The 15,484-nt window shown below is 72.2% G+C and carries 11 protein-coding genes; 6 read left to right on the top strand and 5 right to left on the bottom strand.

Annotated features, from left to right (window positions below):
* Positions 1–170 precede the first annotated feature (170 nt).
* Complete coding sequence (locus R1Z03_RS20270) at positions 171–3,764, top strand: LAGLIDADG family homing endonuclease (RefSeq protein ID WP_317354470.1); 3,594 nt, start codon at positions 171–173, stop codon at positions 3,762–3,764.
* 52 nt (positions 3,765–3,816) lie between these two features.
* Here R1Z03_RS20270 and R1Z03_RS20265 read toward each other — a convergent pair whose 3' ends face one another.
* Together R1Z03_RS20265 and R1Z03_RS20260 are read right to left on the bottom strand one after the other, a co-directional pair.
* Positions 3,817–5,193: a sigma-54 dependent transcriptional regulator gene (locus R1Z03_RS20265; RefSeq protein WP_317354468.1), complete on the bottom strand. Its 1,377-nt coding sequence runs from the start codon at positions 5,191–5,193 to the stop codon at positions 3,817–3,819.
* Positions 5,190–6,989, bottom strand: coding sequence for an ATP-binding protein (locus tag R1Z03_RS20260; protein WP_317354466.1), 1,800 nt, complete (start codon positions 6,987–6,989; stop codon positions 5,190–5,192). Before R1Z03_RS20260 ends, R1Z03_RS20265 begins: the two co-directional genes overlap by 4 nt.
* Before the next feature lie 124 nt (positions 6,990–7,113).
* Here R1Z03_RS20260 and R1Z03_RS20255 point away from each other — a divergent pair, with 124 nt between their 5' ends.
* From R1Z03_RS20255 to R1Z03_RS20245, 3 genes are all read left to right on the top strand, one after another.
* On the top strand, positions 7,114–7,773 hold the full coding sequence (locus R1Z03_RS20255) for a DUF4166 domain-containing protein (protein ID WP_317354464.1): 660 nt from the start codon (positions 7,114–7,116) through the stop codon (positions 7,771–7,773).
* 4 nt (positions 7,774–7,777) lie between these two features.
* Positions 7,778–9,265 carry a TIGR01777 family oxidoreductase gene (locus tag R1Z03_RS20250; protein ID WP_317354462.1) on the top strand — a complete coding sequence of 496 codons (1,488 nt, stop codon included), beginning with the start codon at positions 7,778–7,780 and terminating at the stop codon, positions 9,263–9,265.
* A gap of 159 nt (positions 9,266–9,424) precedes the next feature.
* Positions 9,425–10,498, top strand: coding sequence for an AbrB family transcriptional regulator (locus tag R1Z03_RS20245; protein WP_317354461.1), 1,074 nt, complete (start codon positions 9,425–9,427; stop codon positions 10,496–10,498).
* A 154-nt stretch (positions 10,499–10,652) separates the two neighbouring features.
* On the opposite strand, the gene R1Z03_RS20240 is transcribed toward R1Z03_RS20245, so the two are convergent.
* The 3 genes from R1Z03_RS20240 to R1Z03_RS20230 all read right to left on the bottom strand — a co-directional run bounded on the left by R1Z03_RS20240 (position 10,653) and on the right by R1Z03_RS20230 (position 13,266).
* Positions 10,653–10,940 (bottom strand): DUF3567 domain-containing protein, encoded by a 288-nt coding sequence (locus R1Z03_RS20240; RefSeq protein ID WP_272566968.1) that lies wholly within the window; start codon positions 10,938–10,940, stop codon positions 10,653–10,655.
* 223 nt (positions 10,941–11,163) lie between these two features.
* Positions 11,164–12,393 carry a DUF3108 domain-containing protein gene (locus tag R1Z03_RS20235; protein WP_317354457.1) on the bottom strand — a complete coding sequence of 410 codons (1,230 nt, stop codon included), beginning with the start codon at positions 12,391–12,393 and terminating at the stop codon, positions 11,164–11,166.
* Positions 12,394–12,483: 90 nt separating this feature from the next.
* Positions 12,484–13,266: an IclR family transcriptional regulator gene (locus tag R1Z03_RS20230; RefSeq protein WP_317354456.1), complete on the bottom strand. Its 783-nt coding sequence runs from the start codon at positions 13,264–13,266 to the stop codon at positions 12,484–12,486.
* A 107-nt stretch (positions 13,267–13,373) separates the two neighbouring features.
* Between R1Z03_RS20230 and R1Z03_RS20225 the strand changes: the two genes are divergently transcribed.
* Positions 13,374–14,381: a fumarylacetoacetate hydrolase family protein gene (locus tag R1Z03_RS20225; protein ID WP_272549346.1), complete on the top strand. Its 1,008-nt coding sequence runs from the start codon at positions 13,374–13,376 to the stop codon at positions 14,379–14,381.
* A complete protein-coding gene (locus R1Z03_RS20220) occupies positions 14,378–15,475 on the top strand; it encodes a TraB/GumN family protein (RefSeq protein WP_317354451.1) in 1,098 nt (365 codons plus the stop codon). The genes R1Z03_RS20225 and R1Z03_RS20220 overlap by 4 nt, the downstream gene beginning before the upstream one ends.
* The last annotated feature ends 9 nt before the right edge of the window (positions 15,476–15,484 follow it).

The following is a 15,484-nucleotide window of genomic DNA, read 5'->3' as shown; positions in this document are numbered from 1 at the left end:
CGCGTGCCGGCTGCCCGGGAGGGGCCGCCATCGCGCAGCCCTGCCGTGCATACACCCAGGCACTTTCACCCTCTGAAAAACCCTCGCCGTCCTCGTTGACATTGGGCAAGCCGGGCGGCGGGCCACCGGAGTAAAACGGGGGCCTTGTGCACCGTGGAAGCCCCAGCGACATGCAACGCGACCCCTTCATCCCCGTGGCGTCCGACGCCACCCCCGTGCAGCCCATCAGCCTGGACGTGCTGCGCGAAAAGTACCTCAAGCCCGGTGAGACGGAGGTGCAGGACCTCTACCGCCGCGTGGCGCGGGCCCTGGCCTCGGTGGAGCCCGCCGCCGAGCGCGCGGCGCACGAGGCGCGCTTTCTCGCCAACCTGCGCGCGGGGGCCATCGGGGCGGGCCGCATCATGAGCGCCGCCGGCACCGACATCCAGGCCACGCTCATCAACTGCTTCGTTCAGCCCGTGGGCGACTGCATCCAGGGCATGGACGACGGCGGCTACCCCGGCATCTACGAGGCCCTGCGCGAGGCCGCCGAGACCATGCGGCGCGGCGGCGGCGTGGGCTACGACTTCTCGCGCATCCGTCCCAAGGGCGCGCAGGTCAAGGGCACGGCCTCGCTGGCCTCGGGGCCGTGCAGCTACATCAACGTGTTCGACCAGTCGTGCTCCACGGTGGAGAGCGCCGGCGCGCGGCGCGGCGCGCAGATGGGCGTGCTGCGCATCGACCACCCGGACGTGCTCGAATTCATCACCGCCAAGCGCACCCCCGGGCGGTGGAACAACTTCAACGTGTCGGTCGGCGTGACCGACGCCTTCGTGCAGGCCGTGGCCGATGGCCAGCCGTGGGACCTGGTGCACCCCGCGCGCCCCGGCGCCGCGCTGCTGGCGCAGGGCGCGGTGCAGCGCACCGACGGCCAGTGGGTCTACCGCACCGTGCCGGCCCGCGATCTGTGGGACACCATCATGCGGTCGGCCTACGACTTCGCCGAGCCGGGCATCCTGTTCCTCGATGCGATCAACCGCGACAACAACCTGCATTACTGCGAGGCGATCGCGGCGACGAATCCCTGCGTCACGGCCGACACCTGGGTGCTGACGGCGGACGGCCCGGCGCAGGTGGCCGACCTCATCGGGCGGCGGTTCGGCGCGGTGGTGGACGGCCGGGTCTTCTGCACGGAAAGCGAAGGATTTTTCAAGACCGGCCACAAGCCCGTGATCGCCCTGCGCACGCGCGAAGGCCACACGCTGCGCCTCACGCCCGACCACCGCGTGCGCCGCGTGGCGCGGCAGACCCGCTACGCCCAGTCCCTGGAGTGGACGGCGGCCGGCGACCTGCAGCCGGGCGACCAGATCGTGCTGCACGACCACCGCGCGCTCGGCGGATGGGACGGTGCGGGCACCGAGGCCGAGGGCTACCTGCTCGGCCTGCTCGTGGGCGACGGCACCTTGAAGGCCGACAAGGCGGTGATCTCGGTCTGGGCACCCGAATTGCGGCAGGTGGGCAACGGCACCGTGGCCTATGCCGCCACCGGCGCGGCAGGCATCGTGCAAGCCGCCGAAGCTGCCGCGGCCACGTTGCCCCACCGGTCTGATTTCAGCGGCTTCCAGCGCCCCGTCGGCACGCGCGGGGAGGCCCGCATGGCCAGCGCGGCGCTGTGGCGACTGGCGCACGCCATGGGCCTGCGGCCTGACCACAAGACGATCACGCCGGCCATGGAATGCGGCTCCTCCGCCTTCGCCGCCGGCCTGCTGCGTGGTTTGTTCGATGCCGACGGTTCGGTGCAGGGAGCCCAGGACAAGGGCGTGAGCGTGCGCCTGTCGCAAAGCGATGCCGATCTGCTGCGCACCGTGCAGCGCATGCTGCTGCGCTTCGGGATCGCCTCCACGCTGTACACCGGCCGCCGCCCCGCGCAGCACTCTGTGCTGCCCGACGGGCGTGGCGGCACCCGGGCCTACCCCACGCAGGCGCAGCACGAACTGGTGGTGTCCGGCGACAACCTGCAGGCGTATGCCGATCGCATCGGCTTTGCCGACACCGCCAAGGCCGCTCGCCTGGAAGCCGCCCTGGCGGGCGACCAGCGCCGGCTGAACCGCGAGCGATTCACCGCCACCGTGGATTCCATCGCGGCCGATGGGTGCGAGGACGTGTACGACGTCACCGTGGCCGACTGCCACGCCTTCGACGCGAATGGCCTGTATGTGCACAACTGCGGCGAGCAGCCGCTGCCGCCCTACGGCTGCTGCGACCTGGGGCCCATCATCCTCACGCGCTTCGTGCGCAACCCGTTCGGGCTGGCGGGCGCGCCGGCCTTCGATTTCGAGGCCTTCGAGCAGAGCGTCGCCACCCAGGTGCGCGCGCTCGACAACGTGCTGGACGTGACCTTCTGGCCGCTGGAGGCGCAGCGCGCGGAGTCGGCCGCCAAGCGGCGCATCGGTGTGGGTTTTACCGGCATGGGCAACGCGCTGGCCATGCTGTGCCTGCGCTACGACCGCGAAGCGGGCCGCGCCATGGCCGCGCAGATCGCCGAGCGCCTGCGCGATGCGGCCTATGCCGCGTCGGTGGCGCTGGCGCGTGAGAAAGGGGCGTTCCCGAAGTTCGATGCGGCCGGCTACCTGGCGCCCGGCACCTTCGCCAGCCGGCTGCCGCAGGCGCTGCAGGCGCAGATCCGCGAGCACGGCATCCGCAACAGCCACCTGCTGTCGATCGCGCCCACGGGCACGGTGAGCCTGGCCTTCGCCGACAACGCCTCCAACGGCATCGAGCCGCCGTTTTCGTGGACCTACAAGCGCAGGAAGCGCGAGGGCGACGGCCGCATGAGCGAATACGCCGTGGAAGACCACGCCTGGCGGCTGTACCGCGAGCTGGGCGGCGATGTGAATGCCCTGCCCGACTACTTCGTGAGCGCGCTGTCCATGCCTGCCGCCGACCACATCGCCATGATGGAGGCGGTGCAGCCCTTCGTGGACACGGCGATCTCCAAGACGGTGAACGTGCCGGCCGACTACCCGTACGAGGACTTCAAGGGCCTGTACCTCGCCGCCTGGCGCGCGCGGCTCAAGGGGCTGGCCACCTACCGGCCCAACACCATCCTGGGCGCCGTGCTGGAAACGCACGCGCCCGAGGCCGCGCCGGCCCCGGCCGCGCCCGTAGCGACACCCGCATCGGCCGCAGCCCCCATCGACCCCATGCGCACCGTGATCGAAAGCCGGCCCAAGGGCGCCCTGCCGGCCGTCGCCGAGAAGGTGGAGTACTGGACGCAGGAGGGCCACAAGACGCTGTACCTGGTGGTGTCGTTCCTGCCGGTGCCCAATGCCGGCGGCACGGGCACGGTGGACCGCGCCATCGAGTTCTTCATGCCCGTGGGGCAAAGCGGCGAATCGCAGCAGTGGATCACCTCCAGCATGCGCATGCTCTCGCTGGCCGCGCGCGGCGGCTTCCTGGAACGCGCCCTGAGCGACATGCGCAAGGTGGCGTGGGACCGCGGCCCCGTGCGCCTGGGCACGCGCCAGCGCGAGGACGGCACGCGCGTGCCGCTGTGGCACGACTCCGAGGTGGCCGCCATGGCCTATGCCATCCAGAACATCCTGGCCAGCCGCGTGCCCGACCCGGTGCAGCAGGTGCTGCCGCTGGACGAGCCCGAGGCGCCCATGGGCATGCCGCCCGCGATGGCCGGCAAGAAGTGCCCCGAGTGCGGCGCGCACGCGGTGATCCGCAAGGACGGCTGCGACTACTGCACGCAGTGCGGGCACCTGGGCACGTGCGGTTGAGGGGCGGGTAAGGGGCGGCTAAGGGGCGGGCAGGGCCGGTGGCCGGCGCCCGCTAGCGCAGGCCCAGCCGGGTGAGCTTCTTGATCAGCCCGGCGCGCGAGATGCCCAGGCGGCGCGCGGCCTCCGACTGGTTGCCCTGGGTGGCCTCCATCGCTTCCCGCACCATGCGGGTTTCCAGCTCGAAGATGGCCGCATCCAGCGCGCCGACGGGGGCGGCCGCTGCCGCATCGGCCGGGCCCGCATCCGGCAGGTGCGCCAGGTCGCCGCTGGCGAACCGCAACAGGTCGAGGTCGATGCGCAGGTGGCCCGGGGCGATGAGCGCACCGGCCGACTCCACCAGGGCCCGGAGCTGGCGCACGTTGCCCGGCCAGGGCTGCGTGGCGAGCCAGGCCTGGGCGTCGGGCGCGAACAGGGCCTGCGGCGCCACGCGGCGCAGAAAGTGCGCGGCCAGCAGCGGCACGTCCATGCCCCGCTCGGCCAGGGGCGGGATGCGCATCACCACGCCCTTGAGGCGGTAAAAGAGGTCCTCGCGAAAGCCGCCATCCTGGATCATGCCCTCCAGGTCGCGGTGCGTCGCCGACACCACGCGCACGTCGGCCTTCTTCATCTCGCGCCCGCCCACGGGCAGGAAGGTGCCCTCTTGCAGGAAGCGCAGCAGCTTGACCTGCATGGCGGGCGGCATCTCGCCCACTTCGTCCAGGAAGAGCGTGCCGCCGTGCGCGGTTTCCACCAGGCCCGGCTGGTCGCGGTGGGCGCCGGTGAAGCTGCCTTTCAGGTGGCCGAAAAGCTCGCTCTCCAGCAGTTCGCTGGACAGGGCGCCGCAGTGGATGATCGCGAAAGGGCCCTGCCGGCGAGCGCTGCACTGGTGCAGGGCGCGGGCCACCAGCTCCTTGCCCGTGCCGGTGGGCCCGAGCACCATCACGCTCACCGAGGTGCCGGCCACGCGGCGCACCATGGCGCGCAGCTGCTGCGCGGCAGGCGACTGGCCGACGATGCCCAGGTCTTCGCTGCCCTCGCGTGCGCGCAGCTCCCGCAGCTCTTCGTCCAGGCGGGATTTGTGCATGGCGCGCGAGACGACGAAGCGCAGCATGTCCGGGTCGATGGGCTTGGTGAGGAAGTCCCACGCGCCCTTCTCGGCGGCGCGCAGGGCGAGTTCCCGGTCTCCGTGGCCGCTCAGGACCACCACGACCGAGCCCGCGAACCGCCCGATCAGCTCCAGGCCCGCTTCGGGGTCCATGCTGGGCGGCATGGCGAGGTCGAGCAGCACCACGTGGGCGCGGTCCTGTCCGAAGGCCCAGGCCGCCTCTTCGCCGCTGCCGGCCACGGTGACCCGGTGGCCCAGTTCGCGCAGGAAGGAGCTGCCCAGCCGTTGGTAGGCGGGCTCGTCGTCCACCAGCAGGATGTGGCCCAGGGAGGGGGAAGGGGTCATGGTCGGTGGGGAGGAAAGGTCAGGGTGAAGCAGGTGCGCCAGGGCGGGCGCTCGGTCAGTGCGGCCGTGCCGCCGTGCGCGGCCATGATGCGTGCGACGATGGCCAGGCCCAGCCCGGTGCCGCCCGGGCTGCGCGAGGCGAAGGGCTGGAACAGCCGCTCGCGCAGCTCGGCGGGAATGCCGGGCCCGTCGTCACAGACATGCAGCCGCAGGCCGTCCTCGCCCGGCTCGGCATCCACGTGCACCCGCCGCTGGCCTGCGGCGGCCTGGGCGTTGGTGAGGAGGTTGGCCAGCACCTGGTCCAGCCGCGCGGGGTCGGCGTGCACGGGGCAGGGCTTGTCCAGCCCGGGCCCCAGTTCCACGGATGGGGCGTGGCGGATCGCCTGGCGCACCTGCTGCGACAGGTCGATGGCCCGCGGCTCGATCTGCCAGGGCTTGGCGTAGTCCAGCAGGTCCTCCGCCAGGCGCGAGATGCGGGCGATCTGCTCCTGCACGTCCTTGCGGACCTCGGCCGGGGTAAAGGCCGTGGCCATGGCGATCACGTTCAGCGGGTTGCGCAGGTCGTGCGCGACCGTGGCCGCGAGCGAGCCCAGTTCGGCCAGGCGGGCCTGCAGCTGCCGCTCGCGCTCGCGCTGCTCTGCGGCCGCGGCGTTTTCCACCTGGCCCGCCGCCTGCACGAGCACGGTGCCGAACAGCTCCGCCAGGTGCCGCTGCCCGGGCGGCGCCTGCTCGAAGCCGTGCAGATGGGCTTGCCACTGGGCGCCGTCCTTGCGGCAATGCACCGTGGGGGTGTGCGGATCGGGGGCGAGCGAGGGGCCCGTGACGACCCGCACGGCCACGCCCATGCGCTGGGACAGCAGCGAGGCGGCGATGGACGAGAGTTCGCCGAGCGATTGGGACGTGGACAGCGCGCCGCGCCAGGTGTCCAGGTCGTGCGCCGTGGGGGTGCCGCCGGGGTAGACCAGGCGCTCGGCCAGCCGGCGCACCGGCCCGCTCCAGGCCAGGCAGGTGGCGGCCACCACGGCGGAGGTGAGCCAGCGCGACTCCACCGGCAGCAGCAAGGTCAGCGGCACGGCCAGCAGGCCCAGAAACAGCACGATCGCCCAGGCCAGGGCCCGCCGCGCCCAGGCGTTGGCCATGAAGACCCGGTAGCGCAGGATGCCGTAGACCAGGATCAGCGGGTAAGCGGGGAAAGCCAGCACCTGCCAGGGGTACTGGGGAATGCGCAGGGCCGCGAACGCGTAGCCCGAGATGCACATCAGCCCCCAGCCGCACGAGAGGGCCACGGCCGCGATCTGCCGGCGTTCGGTGGCCACCCGCGTCTGCCAGAAGGCCTTGGCCAGCACCAGCAGGCCCGCGCTCGCGCAGGTGGCCCAGACCAGGCTGGTGGTCCATCCGGCCGCATTGGGCACCACCACCCACTGCACGCCGGTGAACGGCGGAAAGTGCTCGAACGCGCCCGGCGGCACCCACCAGGACAGCGCGGTCGCGCCGCACGCCGCGCCGTAGGCCAGCCGCAAGGCCCAGGGCCGCAGCCGCTGGCCCGTGAAGATGGCGCAGAAGTGCAAGAACGCCGCGGACGTGATGGGCACCGTCGCCAGCAGGGCCATGGCGAAGGGCGCGGTGCCGATGCCGGCCCAGTTGGGCAGCTCGTTGCCCACGATCCACAGCCCCACGCCGAGCAGGAAGACGATCAGCAGCCGGGCGCCCGCCACGTGCTGGGCCCACAGCCACAGCACGCCGGACAGGGCCAGGGTCTGAACGAATGCCAGGGCGAGCGCGATGTGAATGGCCATCCGGCACTGTAAACCGAGTCGACAGCGCGCCCGCCGCAGCTGTCTACCGCGTTGACAGGTGGATTAAAAAACCGTTTGAAATCAACGGTCTGTGTGCTGGCACGTGCCCTGCAATACAGAAGGCATGAAGACCGCCACACCCCTCCTTCTGCCCCGCGATGCCGATGCCCGTGCCCCTGCCGAGGCGCCGGCGCCCCTGGACCTGGCCGCACTGCTGGGCGCGGCGCAATGGCACCGGCTGTCGCCCGCGATCCGCCGCCGTTTCGCGGCAGGCCATGCGCCGGTGCGCTACAGCGGCGCGCTGGACGTCCGGCGCTCCCGCATGGGCCGGTGCTTTGCCTGGGCCTCGCGCCTGCTGGGCGGGCCGCTGCTGGATGCCGACGAGGACGGCGTGCCCGCCGAGGTGCGGGTGCACTGCGACGCGCGCGGCGGTGTCGTGTGGGAGCGCCACCTTCGCCTGCCGGGGCGGCGTGACGCCGCCGTCGTGCGCTCGACCAAGCTGCGCGGCCCGGACGGCGGCCTGCAGGAGCGCACGAGCGGCGGGCTGTCCATGGCGCTCGACGTGGTGGTGGAGGACGGGGCCCTGGTGTTCTACAGCCGCCGCTATTTCCTGGCGCTGGGCGCGTTCTGCGTGCCCATTCCCGATGGGCTCACGCCGGGGCGGTGCCGGGTCGAGCACCGCGACGAAGGGCCGGGCAGGTTCCGCTTCACCCTGGACATGGCGCACCCGCTGTGGGGCTGCACGTTTTTTCAAACCGGTGTGTTCACCGATCCCGAGGAGTGATTCCATGGACATCGTTTTCATCGTTCTGACGGTGCAGGCCCTGATGGGGGCGTTCGACAACCTCTGGCACCACGAGTGGTCCGCCCGCCTGCCGCAGCGCACCTCGGCCCGCCACGAGCTGCTGCTGCATGCGGCGCGCGAGGCCATCTACGGCGTGCTCTTCCTGGGATTCGCCTGGGTGCAGTGGCAGGGCTGGTGGGTGCTGCTGCCGACGGCCCTGCTGGCGGTGGAGATCGTGATCACCGCGGCGGACTTCCTGGAGGAGGACCGCAGCCGCCGCCTGCCGCCCGCCGAGCGGGTGCTCCACACGCTGCTGGCGGTGAGCTATGGCGTGCTGGTCGGCGTGATCGCGCCCCTGTTCGCGGCGCACGCGGCCCTGCCGACCGGCGTGGTGCGGGTCGGGCACGGGGCCTGGTCCTGGCTGTTCACGGTGGCGGCCGTGGTGGTGCTGGCCTGGAGCGTGCGCAATGCGTTCGCCGTCGTGCGGCTGCGGGCCGCCGCGCCATCCGCTGAACCCCTGCCCGTTGCCGCCCACGGGCCTGCGGTGCTGGTGACGGGCGCCACCGGCTTCATGGGCACGGCGCTGGTGCGCCGGCTGCAAGGCGAAGGCCGGCGCGTGATCGTCTGGACGCGCGATCCGCTGCAGGCCCGCGCGACCTTCGGCCCGCAGGTCTGGGCACTGGACCGCCTGGAGGACATTCCGAGCGAGACGCGCATCGACGCCGTGGTCCACCTGGCCGGCGCGCCGGTCCTGGGCCGGCCGTGGACCCGCGCGCGACGCCGGCAACTGGTCGAGAGCCGGGTCGGAACGGCGCGGCAGCTCCTGGGGCTGATGCAGCGCCTGCACTGCCCGCCCGCCGTGCTGGTGGGGGCGTCGGCCGTGGGTTTCTACGGCGTGCCCGCGGCGGACACCCCGTTGGACGAACGCGGCGCGCCGCAGCCCGGGCGCTTTCAGTCGGACCTATGTGCGCAGGTGGAGCATGCGGCAGGCGCGGCACAGGCCCTGGGCGTGCGGGTGGTCTGCCTGCGGATGGGCCTGGTGCTGGGCCCACAGGGCGGGGCCTATTCGCCGCTGGCCTGGGCGGCACGGGCCGGACTCGGCGCCGTGCTCGGCAGCGGGCGGCAGCGCGTGCCGTGGATTCACCGCGACGATGCGGTGGGCCTGGTCTGCCATGCCCTGTCCCGCCCCGGCATGGCCGGCCCCGTGAATGCCGTGGCGCCGGACGTGCCCTCGCAGGCGCGGTTCGCCGCGGCGATGGGGGCCTCTTTCGGCAGGCCGGTCCTGCTGCGGATGCCGGCGTGGCCCCTGCGCGCTGCGGTGGGGGAAATGTCCGAACTCCTGCTCTGCGGGCAGCACGCGGTGCCCCGGCGCGCCCTCGCCGAGGGCTATGTGTTCAGGCACCCCTCGCTGGCCGGCGCGCTGGGCGCCCTGGCCCGGCCCGGGACCGCGGCCCCGGGCGAACCGCTGCGCCCCGCGGCCCAGCCCTCCTGACCCTGGTGGATTGGTTTGCTATTGAATAAATAGCATCAAGGGCAATGAGTACTAGGGCATTCGGCCTTTTCCCATCGCAATCCTGGCAGCGGGAAGGGGGCCGGTGCCGCGCGGGCGATACTTTCCCTTCCCCTGGATTTCGCCGTTCCGCGCCCGCCGATGCTCTCTTTTCCACCTGCCCGCATTCTTCTCACCCTGGCCCTGGCCCTGGCGGCCGCGGTGGTGTGTCTGGCCCTGCACACGCCGCTGCCCTGGATGATCGGCCCGCTGGTCGCCACCGCGCTGCTGTCCATCTCGGGCGTGCCCACGGCCAGTTCGCGGCGCCTGCGCAATGCCGGGCAGTGGACCCTGGGCGCGGTGCTGGGCCTGTATTTCACGCCGCAGGTCACCGCGCTGGTGGCGGGGCTGTGGTGGGCGATCGCGCTGGGCGTGGCATGGGCGCTGTTCGGCGGCTGGCTGTTCGGCGCGTGGCTGTACCGCGTGCATGCGCCGCATTTGCAGGGCGTCCCGGCGCCGGTGGTGCGCGCGACCAGCTATTTCTCGGGCGCCATCGGCGCGGCCTCGGAGATGACCCTGCTGGCCGAGCGCGAACACGCCCGCACCGACCTCGTGGCCGCCAGCCACAGCCTGCGGCTGGTGATCGTGACGGTGACCATTCCGTTCGCGCTGCAGTTCAGCGGCCTGCACGGCCTGGACCTGCTGCCGCCCGCCGTGCGCGTGGTGGATGTGCAGGGCCTGGCGCTGCTGGCCGGCCTCACCGGCCTGGGCGCGCTGGCGATGGACCGCCTGGGCCGCGCCAACCCCTGGTTCATGGGCGCGCTGCTGGTCTCGATGGGTCTGGCCATGGCGGGCATCACGCTGTCGGCCGTGCCGCAGGCGCTGGTCAACGCCGCGCAGCTGGTGATCGGCGTCAGCCTGGGGGTGCGTTTTCGCCCCGGCTTTCTGCACACCGCGCCGCGCTGGCTGGGCTCGGTGGCGATCGGCACGCTGGTGCTGCTCGCCGTGTGCGCGCTGTTCGCCGTGGCGCTGTCCCGGGCCACCGGGCTGCACTGGGTGACGATGGTGCTGGCCTCGGCCCCCGGCGGCATCGCCGAGATGTCGATCACCGCCAAGGTGCTGCAGCTGGGCGTGCCGGTGGTGACGGCCTTCCAGGTGTGCCGGCTGATCGCCGTGCTGCTGCTGGTGGCGCCGTTGTATCGGTGGATTTACCCGGCGACGAAGCCGGCCAGCTAGCCGCGCTGGCCCATGGGGTGTGCCTGGGCTGACATGACTTGAAAATGAGTGCCCCAGTGGCAGACGCCATTCATGTCAATGGCTTGCCTAAACAGGAAGGAGCCACGGAGCCCATCCCGGTGGCCGTGGGATGGTGTGGGCGATGCAAGGTTCGTCAGTGCACCACCACCGGGTTCTGCGCCAGCCCCACGTAGCCGTCCAGCGTGTCCTCGACTTCTTCCTGCGTGGGGGTGTCGCGTTGCCAGGCCAGGATCTGCTGCTGGAACATTTCGGCCCACGAGCCGTCCAGGTACACCTCCTTGCCGGAGCGCTTGTCCACGATTTCGAAGCCGTGGCGCGCCAGCTGGGGCGGGGTGGGCCAGCCTTTGGGGGCGCCGTCCGCGGCGGCATCCGGCTGCATGTGGACCACCACGAAGGTTTCGGAGTCATAGAGCATGTGCATGGTGTTCCTCTGTCGGTGTGTTGCTGTCAGATGGCCACCCAGGTCGCTAAGTTCAAGCCCTGGCGCTTTCGGCGGTCGGTGAAAACCCGCCGGCTGCGTGAAAACAGTATTTCATGAATCCTGTGCGCGGGCGGCCTGATCCGCGAAGTAACCGCACTGTCCCACGCCCATGTGGGCGAAACCGCACAGGTTCTCGGGAGTTTCGCCGCGCCGCAAGCCGCGATCAGGGCGGCGCGTTGGCGCTCAGGCGCAGGTCGGCGAAGTCGCCGTTGGACTGCGTGATGCGGATGCGCGCCGGCAGAAAGCCCAGCGACGGCGCGAGCCACAGCTCGGCCTTCTGGTCGTATTCCTTGCGCGGCAGGCGCTGCAGCTTGAGCGCGGGGGTGGCGCCGCGGGGCAGGTCCAGCATCTCGGTGCCTTCCACGGTGAAGGTCCAGCGGTCGGCGTAGCGCGCGCCCACGGTGGTCAGGGTGATCTGGGTGCCGTCGGGATAGCGCTCGGAGGCGGCGGCCAGCAGGGCGCCCAGTTGGATGAACACGCTCAGGCGGTCCTGCGCGCCGGCGCCGATGGCGGCCTGCGGCGTGTTGGCGCTGAAGGTCACGCGCCCCTGGCCGAAGTTGAAATGCGCGGCCTGCTCGCTGCGGGCCTTGTCGCCGAAGCGTTCCGGCTGCAGGCCGCTGGCGGTCACCTGCCCGGTGCTGGTCTGCGAGCGCGCGCCGATCAGGAAGGCCTTGATCTCCTGCCGGGCCTCGTAGCGGGCGCCGTCGTGGCGCCACAGCAGTTCGGCACTGGCGCGGTAGTTGAACTTCTTGGCCTGGCCGCTCACCTCGAACTCCAGGCGCACCGGATCGGGCAGGCGCGCGGGTGGCGGCGTGGTGCTGGCTGTGTTGGCGCCGGCGCCGGGCGGTCGGATGTCCACGCCGGCGCTGCTGTCCTGGGCGCTGTCGGTGGGGGAAGATGCCGCTGCGGTGGGCGAGGCGGCTGCGGCCGATGCGGGGCTGGACGCAGCGGAGGCGGTCTGCTCGGGCGCTGTGGCTGTCTCGGAGGCCGCGCCCTCCGGCACGGCGGTTCCAGCCGATGCCATGGCCGTGGTGTCTGCGGCGGGAGTCTCTGCCGTGGCCGAGGCCTCGCCCGGGGGCATCGGCGGCGCTTCCTGCGCAACGGGCATCGATGGCGCGGGCGCAGGGGGCGCTGGCTTGCGCACGGGGGCCGGCCGGGGCCTGGGTTGGGCTGCTGCAGCGGGCGGGGTGGGCGCAGGGGTGGGAGCGGCTTCGGCCGGCGGCGGCGCGGCGGGCGGCTCGGGTGGGGGCGGTGGCGCCACGGTGCGGGTGTGGAAGGCCATGCGCACCGGCGCGCCGCGATCCTGTCCGCCGCCCAGGGGCAGGCCCACCAGCACCCAGGCGTGCACGGCCAGCACCAGCAGGGTCAGCAGGACGAGGACGCGGCGCGGCATGGGTTCATTGCCCGGACGACAGGGGCGGCGCGGCGGTGGCCGGACGCCGGCCTGCACCGCCGGCGCGGCCCGCCCGTGGCCCCGGCCCGCTCATGCGCAACCGTGGCCCAGGTCGCGCGACAGCGCCTGGGCGGCGGTGCGCAGCGGCGCGTCGATGGCGCCGCCCCAGGCGGGATCGAACGTGGCGACCGAGCCCAGCGTGGTGATGCCCAGGGCCAGGTGCCCGTCGGCGTCGAACACCGGGGCGCAGAACGCGACGATGCCCGGCAGCAGGGTGTCCACCACGCGGGCCGCGCCGCGCTCGCGCACCTCGGCCAGCAGGGCGTCGACGGCGGCGGCGTCGGTGGGCAGATCGGTGCGGCCCAGCTTGGCGGCGTGGGCCAGCTCTTCCTGGAGCAGCGCGGCCGTGGCCTCGCGCGGCAGGTGGGCGCAAAAGCAGCGGCCGGTGGCGGAGGCCAGCAGCGGCATGACGTCGCCCAGGCGCAGGTTGGCGGTCACGGCCTGGGGCGATTCCTCCCAGTGCACGATGGTCGGGCCCCGGTTGCCCCACACGGCCAGCGCCAGGGTGTGGCCGATGGTGTCCATGAGCGCGGGCATGCGCTCGCGCGCCAGGCGCATCGCATCGAGCCGCGCGAGCGAGGCCAGGCCCAGCTTGAGGGCGGCCGGCCCCAGGTCGTAGCGCGCGGTGCCCGGGTCCTGCGCCACCAGCCCCAGACGCTGGAAGCTCACGAGGTAGCGGTGCGCCTTGGCGGCGCTCATGCCGGCCGTGGCCGCGAGGTCCTTGAGCATCAGCGGTCCGCGCGAGCGGGTCAGCCCCTCCAGCAGGGCGAAGCCGACTTCCACCGACTGTATGCCTGCCCGTTCCTTGTCCATCTGCACTAGAATTTCCAGAGTTTTGTTTAGTTAAATCAATTTAACCATTCGTAATTCGTGCCGGGCACCCGCCGCCGGTGCGTTGGAAGACAAGAGGTCTGAGCCCCATGAAACTCGCCACCTACAAAGATGGTTCCCGCGACGGCCAGCTGGTCGTCGTCTCCCGCGACCTGGGCACGGCCCATTATGCGACCGGCATCGCGAGCCGCCTGCAGCAGGTGCTGGACGACTGGGGCTTCCTGTCGCCCCAGCTGCAGGACCTGTACGACCAGCTCAACGCCGGCCGCGCCCCGCACGCGTTCCCCTTCGATCCTGCCCAGTGCATGGCCCCGCTGCCGCGCGCCTACCAGTGGGCGGACGGCTCCGCCTACATCAACCACGTCGAACTGGTGCGAAAAGCGCGCAACTCCGAGGTGCCCGAGAGCTTCTACACCGACCCGCTGATGTACCAGGGCGGCAGCGACGACTTCATCGGCCCGCGCGACGATGTGGTCGTGCCGAGCGAGGCCATGGGCATCGACTTCGAGGCCGAGATCGCCGTCGTTACCGGCGACGTGAAGATGGGCACCACGCCCGAGCAGGCGCTGGACGGCATCCGCCTGGTCATGCTGGCCAACGATGTTTCGCTGCGCAACCTCATCCCGGCCGAACTGGCCAAGGGCTTCGGCTTCTTCCAGTCCAAGCCCGCCACCGCGTTCAGCCCGGTCGCCATCACGCTCGACGAGCTGGGCGACGCCTGGGACCAGGGCCGCGTGAACCTCACGCTGCAATCGACCTGGAACGGCCGCAAGGTCGGCATGTGCGATGCCGGCCCCGAGATGACCTTCCACTTCGGCCAGCTCATCGCCCACGTGGCCAAGACGCGCAACGTGCGCGCGGGCTCCATCATCGGCAGCGGCACGGTCAGCAACCGCGGCGTGGAGCAGAACGGCCGCACCGAGTGGCCCAAGGGCTACAGCTGCATCGCCGAAAAGCGCTGTATCGAGACCATCCAGGATGGCAAGCCCTCCACCGAGTTCATGAAGTTCGGCGACACCATCCGCATCGAGATGAAGAACAAGGCCGGCCAGAGCCTGTTCGGCGCCATCGACCAGAACATCGCGGCCCCGCAATGACGACCCGCGCGGGGCTGGCCCGGCTCGCGCTGGCGGCGTGGCTGTTGCTGCCGGGCGCCTTGCTGGCGCAGCAGGCGCCGGCCATGGCCGCGCCAGCCGCTGCCCCCGCGAGTGCCGCCAGTGACGATGGCCGCGGTGCCCCGCGCTCCTGCCCGCCCGAAGCGGCCCCCTTCGATCCGGCCGAGATGCCGCAGGCCCTGCGCCATGCGCGCGACCGTGGCCTGCTGTGGCGCATCGACAAGGACGGGCGCACCAGCTGGCTCTACGGCACCGTGCACGCGGCCGAGCGCGGCTGGATGTTCCCCGGCCCGACGGTGCGCGCGGCCGTGATGGCCTCGGACCGCGTGGCGCTCGAACTCGACCTGCTGGACCCGGCCGTGATGCAGGCCCTGCAGGCGGCCATGGTGGCCCCGCCCGGTGCGCCCCCGCTGCCGCCGGCCCTGGCCGCCCGCCTCGCCGCCCAGGTGGACGCCGCCTGCCTGGCGCCGGCGATCGCCCGCCTGCGGCCCGAGCTGCAGGCCGTGACGCTCGTGGGGCAGTCGGCGCGCCGCTCGGGCGTGGACCTGGCCTACGGCATCGACGCCGTCATCGCCGGCATGGCCCGCGCGACGGCCAAGCCCATCGTGGCGCTGGAAACCCCCGAGCAGCAGATCCGCCTGCTCACCTCCGACGACCCGGCCCGCACCGCGGCCGCCGTGGGGGCGGCGCTCGACCAGCTCGAAGGCGGGCAGGCGCAGCGCTCCATCACCCGGCTCACCCGGGCCTGGGCCGACGGGCGCCTGAACGTGCTGCAGACCTATCCGCAATGGTGCGAGTGCCTCGCCAGCGAGGCCGAGCAGGCCGAATACCGGCAGATGGTGGACGCCCGCAACCCCGGCATGGCCCGCGGCATCGCCGCCGCCCATGACGCCGGGCACCGCGTGTTCGCCGCCGTGGGCGCGCTGCACATGGCGGGCCCCCAGGGGCTGCCGGCCCTGATGGCGCAGCAGGGCTTTCGCGTGCAGCGCGTGGTGTTCCCCGCGCCGGTGCCGCAAGCCGCACCGCCTCGCGGGGCTGGAAATGATTCCAAGCCAGATCAGGCCCCAGCGCAATGAAATCTAGGG

Origin of the sequence: Acidovorax sp. BLS4 (genome assembly GCF_032929295.1) — a bacterium.
In the GTDB taxonomy this organism is placed as follows: Bacteria; Pseudomonadota; Gammaproteobacteria; order Burkholderiales; family Burkholderiaceae_C; genus Paracidovorax.
The sequence above is the reverse complement of the archived record's forward strand: the minus strand, read 5'-3'. Positions and strand labels throughout refer to the sequence as shown.